The organism is Bacillus songklensis, assembly GCF_042649685.1.
In the GTDB taxonomy this organism is placed as follows: domain Bacteria; phylum Bacillota; class Bacilli; order Bacillales; family Bacillaceae_H; genus Bacillus_BA; species Bacillus_BA songklensis.
The window spans coordinates 13,175-30,775 of the sequence record NZ_JBHRZT010000067.1; the positions used below are offsets into that span (position 1 = coordinate 13,175).

Here is a 17,601-nt window from a genome sequence, read left to right on the forward strand (position 1 = left end):
AAAGATGAAAGTAAAAAAAGCCATCATACCAGCGGCAGGACTTGGGACAAGATTTCTTCCGGCGACAAAGGCGATGCCTAAAGAGATGCTGCCAATCGTCGACAAGCCAACCATTCAATATATTGTGGAGGAAGCGGTAGAATCGGGGATTGAAGACATTATTATCGTGACAGGAAAAGGAAAAAGGGCGATTGAAGACCATTTTGATCATTCCTTCGAGCTGGAACACAATTTACTGGAAAAGGGTAAGTTCGATTTATTAGATGAGGTCCAAAAGTCTTCCAAACTAGTGGATATCCATTACATTCGCCAAAAAGAACCGAAAGGATTAGGTCATGCGATTTGGTGTGCCCGTAAATTTATTGGAAACGAGCCATTTGCTGTGCTATTAGGTGATGACATCGTAAAAGCCGATAAACCTTGTCTAAAGCAGATGATCGAACAATATGTGCGCCACAATTCATCCGTTATTGGGGTACAGCATGTACCGGATGATGAAGTGTCAAGATATGGCATTGTAGACGGAAAAATAATAGGTGACCGTTTTTATAATGTCAATAGCTTAGTTGAGAAACCAAAGAAAGAAGAGGCGCCATCTAATCTGGCTATATTGGGGCGTTACATTCTTAGTCCGAAGATCTTTGAGATTTTAAGTAACCAAAAGCCGGGGGCTGGCGGGGAAATCCAGCTCACCGACGCGATCGCGGAATTAAATAAGTACGAAGCCGTTTATGCATACGATTTTGAAGGTGTACGCTATGACGTTGGCGAGAAAATGGGTTTTATCAAAACAACGATTGAATTTGCATTGCAGCATCAGGAGTTAAAGGACCATGTCTTAGAATATCTTGCAGGTGTGATGGAAAAAGAGTTATCCAGGAAGATTTAGAGGATAAAGCTGGAAAATGAGATAGGGAATCCATTTATATACCGAGCAATGGCCGCAAAAAGGGGAGAAATTCGATGGCATTAAAGAAATTAGGAGCTGCTGTTTGCTGTATCGTGCTGTTAAGCGGATGTAACACAGATACAAAAGCTTCTAAACAATCTTCCAGTCAAATGGAAGCGAAGGATGTAAAACAAGACAGTTCCCAAGAAGAGATGACGCTAAGCGGTCGGGCTGAACCGTATCAAGAAGTACTTGTTTCTCCATCGATCGGAGGGAAAATCAAAAATATTTATGCTGACTTAGGTTCTTATGTGAAACAAGGACAAAAGTTGGCAGAACTGGATGAAGGTGATCTGGCCGCTAAAGTCAAGCAGGCAGAAGATCAAGTAAAGATCGTTGAAGCACAAGGACATTTAACCGCAATGGAACAGCAAATTGCCTTAAATCAAACAATGGCAAGTCTCAATCAGGCCATGGCAAGTCTTAATACAACGCTTCCTCCTGAAGCTCCCAAAATGCCAGAGGCACCGGAATTTTCGGGGTTTCCGGAACTAGAAGCAGCTAAAACTGCCGTGAAGGATGCGGAGATGACACTTACTGAAGCCACTCAAGAGTGGGAAGAGACGAACGAGCTGTTTGAGAATGGGCTCGTTTCCAAGCAAGAGCTGGATCAGGCTGCTTCGGCAAAAACGAAAGCGGAAACTGAACTGGAAAGAGCAAAGAAAAAGGTAGAAACCGAGACAGTCAAAGCTGATATCCAACAAAAGTATGAACAGGAAAAAGCAAAGTATGAACAGGAAACAGCGAAGTATGATCAAGAGAAAGCGAAGTATGATCAGGAAACGGCGAAGCGTGAACAGGAAACAGCGAAAAAGGCTGCCAGGGAAACAGATAAGTCTGCTGAAGACACAATGAGACTGCAAAAAGAATCTGCCCGTGTGACAGGTCAAATGACGGAAATAGCCATTAAAGATGCAAAAGAGCAATTGCAAGCTATTCGCAGCCAGTATAACAATCTGCCGGTGATTGCACCTGTTAACGGATTTATTACAGAGAAAAAAGGGAGAATTGGAGAATCCATTTCACCACAAACTTCATTATTTGTGATCACGAACCTGGATAAGCTTTACATCAGTATCGATGTTCCAGAAAGCATGATCAATCGCTGGAAGGAGAATCAGCCGGTAAAAGTACAGATTCCAACACAAGGGATCAAAGCTGAAGGAAAGGTTGTTTATATTGGGCTCATGCCTAATAAGAATGAACAAACATACCCGGTTAAGGTGTTGATCGACAACACCGACCATAAAATAAAAGGCGGCATGAAGGCTATCGTCAGCTGGAAAATGGAAAACGGAGGCAACGAACCTCAATGATGGATAAGGTACGATAACTAAAAAACTTGAGGGTGATAAAAATGCCTGGGAAAGTACTGTTTTGCGCAACAGTCGATTATCATTTTAAAGCATTTCATCTGCCATATATGAAATGGTTTAAAGAGCAGGGGTGGGAGGTCCATGTTGCAGCGAGCGGTAACATGGACCTTCCGTATGTAGATAAAAAGTATAACATTCCGATCCAAAGATCTCCTTTTAATCCGGCAAACTTTTATGCTTACAAGGAGCTAAAAGCCATCATGGATCAAAACAAGTACAAAATTGTTCATTGTCATACACCGATGGGAGGAGTACTTGCACGATTGGCTGCACGCCGGGCAAGGAAAGAGGGAACAAAGGTTATTTATACGGCGCATGGTTTTCATTTTTGTAAAGGTGCCCCTCTTTTAAACTGGATGATCTACTATCCGATTGAAAAAGGCTTGGCCCGTTATACAGACTGCCTGATCACGATTAATGAAGAAGATTATAATTTAGCAGTTAATCATCGATTTAAGGCAAAGCGCATTGAACATGTTCATGGTGTTGGTGTTGATACAGAGAAGTTTCAGCCTTTGAATGAGGACAAAAAGCATGAACTGAGAAGATCGTACGGATATGAACCGGACGATTTTTTAATGTTTTTTGCGGCTGAGTTCAATAAGAACAAAAATCAGCAGCTATTACTTCATGCTTTTTCCTTATTAAAAGATGAAGTGCCGAACGCAAAGCTCTTGCTGGCGGGGAAAGGGCCTCTACTTGATGACTGCCGGGACCTGGCTACCAGGCTAGGGATTGAAAATATGGTTCATTTTCTTGGACACCGAAGCGACATTTCCTCATTACTGCAGATATGCGATCTTGCTGTTGCTTCAAGCCTTCGCGAAGGGCTTCCTGTCAACATCATGGAAGCGATGGCGTGCGGGCTTCCGGTTGTAGCCAGTGATAATAGAGGGCATAGAGAATTGATTAAGGATAAAATTAATGGTTATGTTATACCACCTGCAAATGATAGATTGTTTTCTGCGCGAATATTGGAGCTTGCCCAATCAAATGATATGCGGAAAAAAATGGGGATAGAAAGTGTAAAACATTTGAAAACATACTCATTATCCCATGTTCATTCAGAATTAAATAAAATTTATACACATTATATTTCGGGGGATACACATGAAACCAAAAATCAGCGTAATCGTGCCTATATATAATGTAGAAAGTTATTTGAGCAGATGCTTAGATAGTCTACTAGCACAGAGTCTTAGAGAAATTGAGATTATTGCAGTAAACGACGGTTCTACAGACAGAAGCTCGGAAGTCCTTAAGAAATATGCCGAAAAAGATAGTCGGATTGTCGTCATAGAAAAGGAAAACGGTGGCGTGTCTTCAGCGAGAAATAAGGGGATACTTGCAGCAGAGGGGCAATATATTGGCTTTGTAGATCCTGATGACTGGGTAGACAAAGAAATGTATGAAGAATTATATCATTCTGCTATCCATGAAAAAGCAGACATCGTGATGTGTACGTACATTCGTGAATTTGGAACACATTCAAAGGAAAAAAAGTTCAATATGCCTGAAAAGATTTGCTATCAAAATGAAGAAGTAAAACTCGAGGTTATGAGACGTTTGGTAGGGCCTATGAATGAAGAAGTAGCAAATCCGGAACTTCTGGATGCATGGGGGACCGTATGGTCAAAGCTATACCGTGCCGACATGATTAAAGAAAATAAGATCAATTTCATCGATCTTAACGTAATAGGCACTAACGAAGATTCCCTTTTTAATATACATACATTCTATTATGCCAATACGTTTGTCTTTCTCAATAAACCTTTTTATCATTATTGGCGGGCAAATACAACTTCAGTTACAGCCGGGTATAAGCCCGATTTAAAGGATCAATGGTTCAAACTTTACAGTATGATCGAAAGCTTTTTGAATGAAAATAATATGCAGCATGAATTCCATATAGCCCTCAATAACCGCATCTGTCTTAATACATTGGGGCTTGGTTTAAATACAATCAGCAAAAGCAACAAAGCATCGGTTTTGATGAAAATCAGGAAACTATATTCAATCCTAAATGACAATCGTATAAAACGCTCCTTCAAGCAATTTGAGATGACCTATTTTCCAATTGTTTGGAGGGCGTTTTATTTTTGCGCAAAGTCAAGGTTTGCAACTGGTTTTTATTTAATGCTAGTGGCTATGGATTGGCTCAGAAAGATAATGAGATAGGAGTGGAAGCCGTGGAACCAATTCGGATCCTGCAGGTAGTGACCATCATGAATCGTGGTGGATTGGAAACGATGTTAATGAATTATTACAGACATATAAACCGAAATAAAATACAGTTTGATTTTATGGTAAATCGGATGGAACGTGGAGATTACGATGATGAGATAGAAAGTATGGGTGGTAAGATATATAGAATGCCACCTATAAGGCCTGGTAACTATAGGAAATATTTTATGATGTTAGATGAGTTTTTCAAACAGCATTCAGAGTATAAGGTTGTTCATGCCCATATAAACGAAAATAGTGCATTTGTTTTAAGGGCTGCCAAAAAAGCTAATGTACCTTGTAGGATATCACATAGTCATCTAGCTGGATTGCCCTTAGATTATAAATTTCCATTTAGGCTATATGCAAGAATGAATTTAAATAAAAATACAAATCAATTCTTTGCTTGCTCTGATGAAGCCGGGAAATGGTTATTTGGAAACAGTTTGGAAATCAATAACAAATTAATAATTTTTAAAAACGCTATAGATTGTAATGAATTTAGTTACAATGAACAAATAAGAAACAAATTGAGAAAAGAGCTAAATATAGAAAATAAATTTGTGATAGGTCATGTAGGTAGATTTAACCCACAAAAGAATCATAGTTTTTTAATAGATGTATTTAGTGAAGTATATAGAAAAAACAATGATGCGATACTGTTGTTAATTGGACAGGGAGATTTAATGGAGGAGGTTAGAAAAAAGGTAGAAAAATTAAACCTTACTGAGGTGGTTAAATTTTTAGGATTAAGAACAGATGTCGCTGATGTTATGCAAGCTATGGATTTATTTTTATTTCCATCATTATATGAAGGGCTTGGAGTAGTGCTAATCGAGGCTCAGGCTTCAGGATTGAAATGTATAACATCTACAGGGACGCCAAAAGAAGCCAACGTTACAGGTTCAGTAGATTTTTTAACATTAAATCTGTCAGCAAAAGAATGGGCGGATAAAGTTTTAGAATACAATACAGAGAGAAATACAGATTTACAGAGCATCATCGATAGAGGTTATGATGTTTCTACAAATATAAAATGGCTGAGTAATTTTTATACAAAAAACTATAGCTAGAATTGATAAAGAGGTGAGGTTTAATGACAACACTCACGGTTTTCACACCTACATACAATAGAGCTTATACATTACATAAGTGTTATGAAAGCTTAAAAAGACAAAGTTGTAAAGATTTTATATGGCTTATTGTAGATGATGGGTCTACTGATAACACAAAGGAACTTGTAGCCAGTTGGATTTCCAGTGGTTCAGTTCCAATCCGCTATCATTATCAAGACAATCAAGGTATGCATGGTGCGCATAATACAGCATATGAATTAATCGATACAGAACTTAATGTCTGTATCGATTCAGATGACTATATGGCTGATGACGCTGTAGAAAAGATAATCTCTTTTTGGAGCAAGTATGGAAATAATAAATATGCTGGCATCGTAGGGCTTGATGCTACTCCAGATAGACAGATTATTGGGACTAAAATTCCAGGAGAATTAAGGGAATCTACACTGTCCAATTTATATGGGAAATACAAGGTAAAGGGTGACAAAAAGTTAGTGTATAGATCAGAGTTAACAAAAAAAACACCACCCTATCCTCTATTTCCAGGTGAGAAATACTGTCCATTAAGTTACAAGTATATTCTTATTGATCAAGAACATCCGTTACTTATTATGAATGAGATCCTTTGTCATGTTGAATACTTACCAGATGGCTCGAGTATGAATATCATTAACCAATATAAAAGAAACCCCCGGGGTTTCTCTTTTTTTAGAAAAGTTGCCATGAAGTATGCTCCTTCGTTTAAGGAAAGATTTCGAGAATGTATACATTATGTGTCAAGTAGTTTAATGCTGAAAAATTACAAATATTTGTTTGACTCGCCATGTAAATTGACTACGTTAGCGGCCACCCCATTTGGAGTATTGCTCTATATTTACATTCAGAATACAAATAAGACTACGGTTTTAAAAAATAACTAATGACATTATTTTTATTTAACTAGACTAACGAGAAATAAGATCAAAATCTGCACATTATTTTTCGTATTAATTATATACTTGCATTCTTGATGAAAGGGTTTGGCAAATGACAATATTTTGGATAAGTCTTTTTGCGGTGTACATTCTTTCTTTCCTAGCGAGATATTTTGCCACTCCTGTGCCTGCTGAATCTACTTTTATAAAACCAAACAAATTTTTGACTTTTTTAGCTGTAACGATTTTGATATTAGTTTCAGGTCTTCGAAATAATATTGGTGATACAGTTTTCTATATACATTCCTATGTCACTATACCTTTGAGTTGGGATGACATCGGCTTTAAAGCGGATTTTGGGTTCAACCTCTTCCAGATGCTTTTGCAAAGAACTACAGATGATCCTCAGTTGTTAATTTTTACAACTGCGTTGATAACAAATTTACTTATAGTACTTGTGTTATATAAATATTCAAGAATGTTTGAATTGAGTTTATATGTATATATAACTTACGGAATGTATTTAACTTCAATGAATGGAATTAGGCAGTTTCTAGCAGCTGCTATTTTTTTTGCGGCCACACAATATATATTTAATGGTGAATGGAAGAAGTACATGATTGTAGTTCTTTTTGCATCAACCTTTCATCAAACTGCACTTATTCTGATTCCCATGTATTTTCTTGTTAGAAGGAGAGCATGGACTTGGGAAACATTTATGATCCTTCTTTTTTCAGTCATTATGGTTATAGGGTTCAATCAATTTACAGGAGCCTTGTTTGCTGCTATAGAAGATACAAAATATAGTGAGTACAAAAATTTTTCTGAGGGCGGCGCAAACGTAATCAGGGTTGTTGTATATGCGATGCCACTTGTGCTTGCATACCTTGGGAGAGAGAAACTTAGAGAAATTTTCCCGAAAAGTGACTACATTGTGAATATGTCTATATTAGGGTTAGTTTTTATGCTGATTTCAACACAAAATTGGATTTTTGCAAGATTTACTTTTTATTTTGGCTTATACAATTTGATTTTAATTTCATGGGTTGTGAAGCTATTTGCAGATAAAAATCAAAAATTTGTATATTATACCATTTTAGTATGTTATTTTATTTACTATTTCTATGAGAGTGTTATCACTTTAAACGTTATTTATGAGAGTGACTTTATTAAAATTTAACTTTTTAATTTAAAACAAGCTAAAAATAATTAAACTCCAATAAGTTTATCCAGACTTATTACAAAGACAAAGGGTGGGAGTATGGATACAAATAAAAAGATTAAAGTTTTACAAGTATTAGGTGGTTTGTGGAGCGGAGGTACAGAAGCATTTGTAATGAACATGTATCGTTCTATAGATAGAGAGAAAGTGGAATTTGATTTTTTAATTCATGAAAAGTCTAAGGCTCACTACGATGATGAAGTCTTGTCTTTAGGGGGGAGAATTTATAGAATACCCGGGCGTCATGAGGTAGGAACACTTAAGTATATCGTTAATCTTGTACGAGTGTTACGTAAAATAAAACCAGATGTTATCCATTCACATGCTATGTTCAATTCTGGAGTTGTCATGCTCGCAGCGTTTTTAGCAGGTATTAAAAAGCGTATTTCTCATTCGCATAACACTTCTGACCAAGGCGGAGGCGGTATATCGCGAAAAATTTTCCGGTTTATAATGCGCTTGTGTATCTTTCTTTTTTCAACTAATTTGGCAGCTTGTAGTAATAAAGCCGCTAAGTATCTTTTTTTTAATAAAACTTATAGTAAGAAACAAGCTCTTATACTTAATAATGCTGTAAATATAAATGATTTCATCTACAATGAAAAGCTGAGACATGAAGCAAGGAATGAACTTTGTGCAGGTGGGAAACTAGTATTGGGGCATGTAGGCAGGTTTACGGAACAGAAAAACCACCATTTTCTAATAGATATCTTTAAATCAGTGCATGATCAGTATCCAGATTCTATGCTTGTAATGGTAGGTGATGGGCCCTTACGTCCGGGATTAGAAACAAAAGTAGCCGAATTAGGTTTATCTTTAGCTGTTAAATTTTTAGGTGTTAGGAATGATATTCCGAAATTATTACAGGGAATAGATTTATTTGTACTCCCATCGCTTTATGAAGGTTTACCAGTTGTTTTGATAGAAGCTCAGGCAGCAGGTTTGAGTTGTATTTTATCTGATACTATTACCCGTGATACTGATATAACAGGGAGGGTGAAGTTTATAGGTTTAAATGCTTCGCCGAACATCTGGGCTCACGAAATACTTTCTTCACCAAGCAACCATGAAGATACATCAGAAATGATACGTAGGAATGGCTATGATACTGCTACAACGGCAAAAAGGCTGGCGGATCTTTATATAAATAAGGCCATTTAAAACTGAAATTTTGATTTCTATTATAAATGAATGCATATAAAAAGCATGAGTAATTATTGAGAAATGGTTTTATAATAAATGTTTTGACCATTTCCTTATTTATTTTTAAATTCTAATTTTGTCATTTAATAAGTTCATTAACAGAATTAAACCATCCTCTTTCAAACATATATAGTAACTTCTTATAATTTAGCTTTGTTATGAAGGGAGAATGCCAAATGAATACAAGCAGTAATAAAATCCCTAAAACGATTCACTATTGTTGGTTTGGAGGAAAAGAAAAACCAGACATAGTAAAAAGGTGTATAGAGAGCTGGAAAAAAAATTTGTTAGAATATGAAATCACAGAGTGGAACGAAGATAGCTTTGAAATAAACTGTAACTCATATGTAAGAGAGGCTTATGAATCTAGAAAATTCGCCTTCGTGAGTGATTATGTAAGAGTACACGTTTTATACCACTTTGGAGGAATTTATTTAGATACAGATGTTGAAGTCTTCAAACCCTTCGATGATCTATTGCATCATGATTCATTCTGGGGATTTGAACAAGAGAACTATATAGCTACGAGCACGATAGGGGCAGCGAAAGGTAATAAGCTGATCAAAACATTTTTAGATTCATATACAGAAAAGACTTTCATTAAAGAAGATGGAAGTTACGATGATCTAACCAACGTAGCGATCGTTACCGAGATACTAAAAAACATAGGACTAAAAACCAATGGACAATATCAAGAAATAGATAATATAGGGACATTTTATCCTCAAACATATTTCTCTCCATACGATTATATCAACTGTAGGAAGTTTATAACTGAAACCACGTATGCTATGCATCATTTTTACAAAAGCTGGCTGCCGCCCAAAGCAAGATTTAAAGGCAATATAAAAACAATAGCAGCTAAAATGATAGGTGGAGACAATATAGCTAGAATTAGAAAATTAGTTTCAAGAACTTAGGAGGCCAAAATGAAAGATATATTGATCGCCTCTTTTGATATGGAAGTTGGAGGAGTAGAACGAAGTCTTATAAGTATGCTTGAAAACTTTGATTACAAGAACCATGTTGTTGATTTAATGCTGTATAAACATCAAGGTGATTTTATGGATTTAGTTTCTAATAAAGCAAATCTATTAGATGAAATTCCACAATACACCACTTTTAGAAAATCCATAAGTAAAACACTAAAAGATAAGCAGTATAGTATCGGATTGGCAAGAATTTTATCAAAGATAAATGCTGATCTTACAGGAAGAATAAAAAAAACAGCGGAGCCAGGATATTACCAGATGCAATTAATGTGGAAGTATGCTTTGCCGTTTCTGCCGAAAATAGATAAAGAATATGATGCGGCTATTAGTTATTTGTGGCCGCATTATTTTATTTCTGAAAAGGTTCAGGCCAAGAAAAAAATTGCATGGATTCATACGGATTATTCTACAGTGGATACGAATATAAACATGGACTTGAAAATGTGGAATAAGTTTGATCATATTGTAGCTGTATCGGAAGCATGCAAAAGTTCATTTATAAAAAAATATCATCAATTAGAAAAAAAGGTTATTGTAATAGAAAATATCACTTCTCCAGAGTTCATAAAAAAAATGGCTAATGAAGTAGTAGATAATCCTCTGACTAATGACAACAGGTTTAAAGTTGTAACAGTGGCTAGATTATCTCATGCGAAAGGAATCGATAATGCCGTTAAAGCTTTAAAAATATTAAAAGATAAAGGTTATGAAGATATAGCCTGGTATGTAGTCGGATATGGCGGAGATGAAGTGATGGTTAAAGGCTTGATTAAAGAATTGAAGCTGGAGGACAGTTTTATATTATTAGGGAAACAAACTAATCCATATCCATATATGAAAGCAGCTGATATATACGTCCAGCCATCCAGATATGAAGGAAAGGCTGTGACAGTGGGGGAAGCCCAAATTCTCTCAAAGCCAGTTATGATCACGAATTACACAACAGCCAAAAGCCAGGTAAAGGATGGGATTGACGGATATATTACAGAATTATCAGTTGAAGGAATAGCAACTGGAATTGAAAAGTTATATAAGAATTCTGTTGTAAGAAATGGGTTAACTAACAACTGCAGTAAAACAGATTATAGTAATAGTTATGAATTAGATAAGTTGTATGCGATTATAGGAGATTAAAAACAACAAATTTAATTAGGTACCATAAAAAATGTATCTAAAATTATGATTCAAAAGATTCGTTAGTAAAGGAGGAGGGATACAGACATGAGTAAAAAAGTAAGTGTTATAATACCTGTTTACAATGCGGAAAAATATATTGTTGAATGTATCGAATCACTCTTAAGTCAGACACTTCAAGAGTGCGAGTTTATATTTATAAACGATGGTTCTAAGGATCGTAGCAGGCAAATTATTGAGAACTATAAAAAAGTGGATTATAGAATAAAACTTATAAATCAAGAAAATCAAGGTGTAAGTGCTGCAAGGAATACTGGATTACATATAGCTGCTGGCGAATATATTGGATTTGTTGATGCTGATGATTATATAGAAAAAGATATGTATGAAATATTATATAACTCAGCAAAACAAAGTGATTGTGATGTAGTCATATCAAATTTTGAAAGTGAGATGGAAGGGCATAAAGTAATTACGAAGTATCCATTTCCGATAGGAATTATCCTTAATAAAGATTATATAGAACAGGAGATATTACTTTATTTCCTTAAGGAAGAGAATTTAAATGCTGTATGGAATAAAGTTTATAAAAAGAAAGTAATAAAAGAAAGTAATGTGAAGTTTCCAGAAAAGGTTATATTAGGAGAGGATGAATTGTTTAATATACAATTTTTTAGTAATGCAGCCACTATGAAGTATATAGATTATACAGGATATCATTATAGAGAGGTTATAGGAAGTGCCACTAGAAATATATTAGAAAATAATTATTTAAGCATAGCTTTAGGAGTATACACTTTAGAATTACCAGAAATATATATTGGTAAGATTGATAAAGTGAAGATACATCAACTAAAGTCGATAAGGCTTATAAAAAGTGTAATGTCTTACATACATATGTATTTTGCGCCATGTAAAGATGTAAGTTTCAGTAAAAGGTATGAATATGTAAAGAATATGGTGAGCAATAAATATATTAGGGATGCACTACCTATATATTATAGTGAAATTTACAACACTTTAGGAAGATATGAAAAATTTATAATAAATATGATAAAAAGAAAATCTGTTATGGGGTTATATTGTGCTACTGCTTACAGTAGATTCAGAAATAAATGATTGATGGGGGAATTTAGTATGAAGATTATGATGTTTGCTCATGCTGGCAGTCTTAATAGAGGGTGTGAGGCTATCGTTCGTTCATCTACTAATATCATAAAAGAGAAAATAAATGGAGCAAAGGTATATTTAGCATCACAAAGACCAGAAACAGACAAGATAATAGTTAAATTAGATGGGATTTATGATGGTTCTAAACGCAGTCTAAAGAAATACTCATATGATTGGCTACTATCTTCACTTCAATATAAGTTTTTTAACAATGATTCCTATGCATTGAGTAAAATTGAACACAACATAATAAAGCATCTAAAAGACATGGATGTCTATTTATCTATAGGTGGAGATAATTATTGTTACGGGGAACAGCCCGGATGGTATGAGATTGATAGAAGAGTGAAAGCAAAAGGAAAGAAGTTAGTTTTATGGGGATGTTCAATTGGTGAAGAGGATATGTCAGAAAGAAAACTAGAAGATTTAAAATTATTTGATTTAATCCTGGCTCGTGAAACCCTTACTTATCGTATGCTAAAAAGTAAAGGACTTAAAAATGTTAAATTGTGTGCAGATCCTGCCTTTACGATGGAAAAAGAAGAATTAGAGCTCCCTCAGGGCTGGCAAGAAGGGAATACAGTAGGACTTAACTTCAGTCCGCTTGTATGGAATAGAAATAAGGAATCTCAGGCTTCAGTACGAGACCTTATAAATCATATATTACATACGACAGATTCAACAGTAGCTTTTACACCCCATGTTATAGAAGATGGAAATAATGATTATGAAGTTTTATATAAATATTATGAAGAGTTTAAGAATACAGGCAGAGTGATTATACTACCAGATCATTTGAATGCAATTCAGTATAAGGGCTATATTGCAAGGATGAGATTTTTTATCGGAGCTAGGACGCATGCAACGATAGCTGCTTACTCAAACTATGTTCCAACTATGGTATTAGGCTATAGTGTAAAGTCAAAAGGAATAGCAAAAGATCTATTTGGAGAAGAAAAATTAGTTCTAGGAATAGAAGAAATATCTAACAGTCAAAAGCTAAAAGCTTCATTTGATGAAATGGTGAGAGAAGAAGATGTAATAAGACAAAGACTGCAACAATCCATACCGAATATAAAGAAAATGTCATACAAAGCTGTAGAATATTTAAATGAGTTAGTTCGGTAGCATGAGGTATATTATGAAGAAAAATTTATTATTTGTTATGCCTAGCTTATCTGCTGGTGGCGGAGAAAAAAGTTTAGTGAATTTATTATCCCAGATAGATTACGATTTATATAATGTAGATTTATTTTTGTTAAATCATGATGGTATATTCATGGAGTTTGTACCGAAAGAGGTTCAACTTCTATCATTACCAGATGCATATCATTTATTTACTTTACCACTATTTAAATCAATTAAAAAGCTGTTATTAGGAGGGAAAATATCATTAGCCTGTAATAGAATCATGTTTGCCATAAATAATAGAAGTACTAAAAATACATCCATTAGAGAACAACATAACTGGAAACATCTTTCTGAATCTTTAGATAAATTAAATAAAAAATACGATGTAGCTATAGGATTCCTCGAGAAAACATCTACATATTTTTGTGTAGATAAAGTCGATGCATATAAAAAAATAGGATGGGTCCATATTGATTATGATAAGTTAGGCATGGATCCAAGTATTGATATTGAGTACTTTAGCAAGCTGAATAATATTGTTACTGTATCAGAAGAGTGTGCAAATATACTAAAAAGTAGATTTCTCAGCCAAAAAAATAAGATAGATGTTATTTATAATATTGTATCACCAACGATGATTAATAAAATGGCTAACCAGGATAATATCGATGTGTATGATAAAAAAGGTGATGAGATTATTATCCTCTCTATAGGGAGGTTACATTATCAAAAAGGCTTTGAGATGGCCATAGAAGCCTGTAAGAAATTAGTTGATAAAGGATACAACATAAAATGGAATATTATAGGTGAAGGAGAAGAAAGAGAAAAGCTAACAAGTCTAATAAAAGCAAACAATTTAGAACATAACTTTAAATTACTAGGTTTGAGATCTAATCCCTATCCATATATAAAGCAAGCAGATATATATACGCAAACATCAAAGTTTGAAGGGAAATCAATAGCTATAGATGAAGCGAAAATATTGAATAAACCTATTATTGTTACTAATTTTAGTACCGCAAAAGATCAAATAAATGACGATGTAGATGGTTTAATCGTAGACATGAATCCAGCTGCTGTTGCAGAGGGGCTTGAGAAACTTATAACAGACGTAAGTCTAAGAGAGAAATTAACACACAACTTATCCCATTTGAAATTAGGCACGGAAGAGGAAATTCATAAGTTATATAAACTTTTTAACTAGGTGATGATAGGTTTATGAAAAAAAATATCTTATTCGTAATGAATAATTTGACCTGCGGCGGTGCTGAAAAAGCATTAATTTCTTTATTAGAAACGATAGATTATTCTATGTATAATGTAGATTTGTTTTTGTTTAAACATGAAGGGCTATTCTTTAGTAAAATACCTAAACAAGTGAACCTATTAGAAGAACCTTTTGAGTATAAATATTTTGATATGTCAATAAAGAAAGCTATGGTCGATTGCATAAAAAAAGGAAGAGTGGATATAGCTTTATCAAGAGTATTTGCAGGCTATATATTTAAAAGAGAAAAAAATAGAGCTAGATGTGAGCAGAGGGTTTGGAAATATATATCAAAATCTTTGAAGGCCATCGATAAGAGATATGATGCAGCTATTGGATTCCTTGAAAAGAATCCAATTTATTTTTGTATAGATAAGGTAAAAGCAAACAAGAAAATAGGATTTATACATACTGATTATGACAAGTTAGGAATGGATCCAGATATTGATGTAAAGTATTTTGGCAAATTAGATAATATTATAACGGTATCTAATGAGTGTGTTAATATACTTAAGCAAAGATTTCCTATGTATAATAAAAAAATAGAACTTATGTACAACATAGTGTCTCCTAAGATAATAAATAAAATGGCATTAATGGAAGTAGATATAAAGCGCAATGGTATAATTACTATAGTTTCTGTAGGGAGACTACACTATGCAAAAGGATTTGGAATGGCTGTAGAAGCTTGCGAGATGTTAATTAGAAATGGATATAATGTTAGATGGTATGTTGTTGGAGAAGGAGAAGAGAGAGAAAAATTAGAGAAGCTAATAAAAGATAAAAATTTAGAAAAAGTATTTATATTAATGGGGCTCAAAGAAAATCCATACCCATATATAAAGCAATGTGATATATATGTACAAACTTCATTATTTGAGGGACAATGTTTAACAATTACAGAAGCAAAAATATTAAACAAACCTATTGTTTCAACGAATTTTCCGGTTATATATGACCAACTTAATAATGAAAAGAATGGTTTAGTTGTTAATCAAGATTCGACATCAATATACGAAGGAATAAAAAAATTAATAGATGATGATAAATTAAGAAATAGACTAATAGGTAATTTATCTAAAGAGAAGTTAGGAACTGAGTCAGAAATACAAAAATTATATGAATTAATTAAAGCAGTATAGAAAGGAGGCAAGTATATGTTTATTCAGATAATAAGCTTGGTGCTGCTTAGTGTGATAGCAGTAATTATCCTGATCGATATTATTCCTATATTTAAAGATTGGGTAAGCAGAATACATATAGGAAGATATAATGATAAAAATGTCTGGAATCAATCAATCACTGAAACAGGTGTTAAGTGGCTAAATAGGACGCCAAAGATTAAGGTAACTGATAATACGAGGTTAGTCGCGATAGATATGCTAAAGGGTAATTATACTAAAAGTGCTATACAGGACTGGCAAGAAGCATCTTTAGTTTTAGGGTTGTCAGAATATGTGAAACACAATGATGATGAAATAGTTAAAAATGAAATGATGAAGTTTTTGAATTCAAAATTTGATTATAACGGTCAATGGATCAATAAGCCCGAACATGTAGATGGAGCAATACTTGCTTATGCTGTTATGAAGCTGGATTTTATAGATACAGATAAATATAAAAAAGCATTAGATTACACGTGGGAAATGATTAAAGAGCATATAGGTGAAGATGGGACGGTTGGATATAGGAAGTCTATACAAAGCTACAGATATGTAGATACGATAGGCTTCATATGTCCTTTTTTAGTTTCTTACGGGACTAAATACGATAAAAATGAATGTATAGATTTAGCAATAAAACAAATTAAAGAATATGAACAATATGCAATGCTAGAGGAACATTATATTCCAAGTCATGCGTATAAGCTGGAGAATAAAGCTCCGCTCGGGTTATATGGATGGGGAAGAGGTCTTGGATGGTTTGCTATCGGCCTTATAGATGCATGGAACGAACTGCCGGAAAAAAATCCATATAAGCCGGTGCTGGAGGAAAGTATCAAAAGATTTGCTAAGGCAGCTATGAGGTTTCAACAAGAGAATGGAAGCTGGAATTGGACTGTGACTAGGAATGAATGTAGACCTGATTCTTCAACCACAGCAACCTTAGGGTGGTTTATGTTTAATGCAGTAAAAATAGATGAGATTTCAAAAGAGTGTTTAGCCAGCACAGATAAAGCTATAAACTACTTAATGAGGGTTACAAGAAGAAATGGAGCGGTTGACTTTTCTCAAGGCGATACGAAAGATATAGGAGTATATTCAATGTTGTTTAATACATTGCCTTTTACTCAGGGGTTTTGTATTAGGATGATAAATTCACATAACAATTCTAAGGTAGCGTGAGCTTTTATGATAAAAAAGATGATTAACTTTTTTCAGGCCAGGCTTAGAAAGAGTATTTTAGAAGAAATATGGTTAGAAGATTATATAAAGCTGGGAATGAAAATAGGTGATAATTGCTCTATTCAACTTGGTGTAATATTCCATTACTCTCATTGTTGATTGATAAGGATAGGTAATAACGTCACCATAGCACACCAAGCATATTTATTAGTTTATGATGCTAGTACAAAAAAGCTAAATAATTACACTAAAATCGGGAGTATTACTATAGAAGACAATGTATTTATAGGGGCAAGAGCCTTGATTACGCCGGGAGTTACCATTGGTAAGAATTCCATGGTTGCAGCTGGAAGTATTGTAACAAAATCTGTACCAGAAAGGAGTGTAGTAGCCGGCAATCCCGCTAAAGTTATATCTACAGTAGAGACATACATGGAAAAGACTAAACAATTAAGAGATGTTACTAAGGTATATGGTAGTAGTTACACGATAGGGGGGAAATATATCACATCTTGATAAGAGTAAAATGTGTGAAGAACTAATAAATAAAATAGGACTTGTTGAATAAAATTTTATATTTAAACTATACCTTTAAAGAA

General features: G+C 34.3%; 16 protein-coding genes. All 16 read left to right on the forward strand.

The window, feature by feature from the left end; all coding sequences use genetic code 11:
* Nucleotides 1-4 precede the first annotated feature (4 nt).
* The 16 genes from galU to ACFOU2_RS15335 all read left to right on the forward strand — a co-directional run bounded on the left by galU (nucleotide 5) and on the right by ACFOU2_RS15335 (nucleotide 17,518).
* Entirely contained in the window at nucleotides 5-889 is an 885-nt protein-coding gene (gene galU / locus ACFOU2_RS15260) for a UTP--glucose-1-phosphate uridylyltransferase GalU (protein WP_377916562.1), read from the forward strand.
* A gap of 74 nt (nucleotides 890-963) precedes the next feature.
* Nucleotides 964-2,265 carry an HlyD family secretion protein gene (locus ACFOU2_RS15265; protein WP_377916564.1) on the forward strand — a complete coding sequence of 434 codons (1,302 nt, stop codon included), beginning with the start codon at nucleotides 964-966 and terminating at the stop codon, nucleotides 2,263-2,265.
* 41 nt (nucleotides 2,266-2,306) lie between these two features.
* The gene (locus ACFOU2_RS15270; RefSeq protein WP_377916566.1) at nucleotides 2,307-3,473 is read left to right on the forward strand and encodes a glycosyltransferase family 4 protein; all 1,167 of its coding nucleotides are present in this window, start codon (nucleotides 2,307-2,309) and stop codon (nucleotides 3,471-3,473) included.
* Nucleotides 3,436-4,503, forward strand: a complete 1,068-nt coding sequence (locus ACFOU2_RS15275; RefSeq protein WP_377916568.1) for a glycosyltransferase — start codon at nucleotides 3,436-3,438, stop codon at nucleotides 4,501-4,503. The genes ACFOU2_RS15270 and ACFOU2_RS15275 overlap by 38 nt, the downstream gene beginning before the upstream one ends.
* Nucleotides 4,425-5,621 carry a glycosyltransferase family 1 protein gene (locus ACFOU2_RS15280; RefSeq protein WP_377916570.1) on the forward strand — a complete coding sequence of 399 codons (1,197 nt, stop codon included), beginning with the start codon at nucleotides 4,425-4,427 and terminating at the stop codon, nucleotides 5,619-5,621. The genes ACFOU2_RS15275 and ACFOU2_RS15280 overlap by 79 nt, the downstream gene beginning before the upstream one ends.
* Before the next feature lie 23 nt (nucleotides 5,622-5,644).
* On the forward strand, nucleotides 5,645-6,544 hold the full coding sequence (locus ACFOU2_RS15285) for a glycosyltransferase family 2 protein (RefSeq protein WP_377916572.1): 900 nt from the start codon (nucleotides 5,645-5,647) through the stop codon (nucleotides 6,542-6,544).
* A gap of 106 nt (nucleotides 6,545-6,650) precedes the next feature.
* Nucleotides 6,651-7,718 (forward strand): EpsG family protein, encoded by a 1,068-nt coding sequence (locus ACFOU2_RS15290; protein ID WP_377916574.1) that lies wholly within the window; start codon nucleotides 6,651-6,653, stop codon nucleotides 7,716-7,718.
* 81 nt (nucleotides 7,719-7,799) lie between these two features.
* The gene (locus tag ACFOU2_RS15295; RefSeq protein ID WP_377916576.1) at nucleotides 7,800-8,921 is read left to right on the forward strand and encodes a glycosyltransferase family 1 protein; all 1,122 of its coding nucleotides are present in this window, start codon (nucleotides 7,800-7,802) and stop codon (nucleotides 8,919-8,921) included.
* A gap of 218 nt (nucleotides 8,922-9,139) precedes the next feature.
* The gene (locus ACFOU2_RS15300; protein ID WP_377916578.1) at nucleotides 9,140-9,883 is read left to right on the forward strand and encodes a glycosyltransferase family 32 protein; all 744 of its coding nucleotides are present in this window, start codon (nucleotides 9,140-9,142) and stop codon (nucleotides 9,881-9,883) included.
* A 9-nt stretch (nucleotides 9,884-9,892) separates the two neighbouring features.
* Nucleotides 9,893-11,089 (forward strand): glycosyltransferase, encoded by a 1,197-nt coding sequence (locus ACFOU2_RS15305; protein WP_377916580.1) that lies wholly within the window; start codon nucleotides 9,893-9,895, stop codon nucleotides 11,087-11,089.
* An 87-nt stretch (nucleotides 11,090-11,176) separates the two neighbouring features.
* Nucleotides 11,177-12,208: a glycosyltransferase gene (locus tag ACFOU2_RS15310; protein ID WP_377916582.1), complete on the forward strand. Its 1,032-nt coding sequence runs from the start codon at nucleotides 11,177-11,179 to the stop codon at nucleotides 12,206-12,208.
* 18 nt (nucleotides 12,209-12,226) lie between these two features.
* Complete coding sequence (locus tag ACFOU2_RS15315) at nucleotides 12,227-13,387, forward strand: polysaccharide pyruvyl transferase family protein (protein WP_377916584.1); 1,161 nt, start codon at nucleotides 12,227-12,229, stop codon at nucleotides 13,385-13,387.
* Between the two features lie 13 nt (nucleotides 13,388-13,400).
* Nucleotides 13,401-14,594 carry a glycosyltransferase gene (locus ACFOU2_RS15320; RefSeq protein WP_377916586.1) on the forward strand — a complete coding sequence of 398 codons (1,194 nt, stop codon included), beginning with the start codon at nucleotides 13,401-13,403 and terminating at the stop codon, nucleotides 14,592-14,594.
* Between the two features lie 14 nt (nucleotides 14,595-14,608).
* The gene (locus ACFOU2_RS15325) at nucleotides 14,609-15,799 is read left to right on the forward strand and encodes a glycosyltransferase (protein WP_377916588.1); all 1,191 of its coding nucleotides are present in this window, start codon (nucleotides 14,609-14,611) and stop codon (nucleotides 15,797-15,799) included.
* Nucleotides 15,800-15,814: 15 nt separating this feature from the next.
* Nucleotides 15,815-17,002 (forward strand): glycoside hydrolase family 88 protein, encoded by a 1,188-nt coding sequence (locus ACFOU2_RS15330; RefSeq protein WP_377916590.1) that lies wholly within the window; start codon nucleotides 15,815-15,817, stop codon nucleotides 17,000-17,002.
* Between the two features lie 300 nt (nucleotides 17,003-17,302).
* Nucleotides 17,303-17,518, forward strand: a complete 216-nt coding sequence (locus ACFOU2_RS15335) for a hypothetical protein (RefSeq protein ID WP_377916592.1) — start codon at nucleotides 17,303-17,305, stop codon at nucleotides 17,516-17,518.
* Nucleotides 17,519-17,601: the final 83 nt, after the last annotated feature.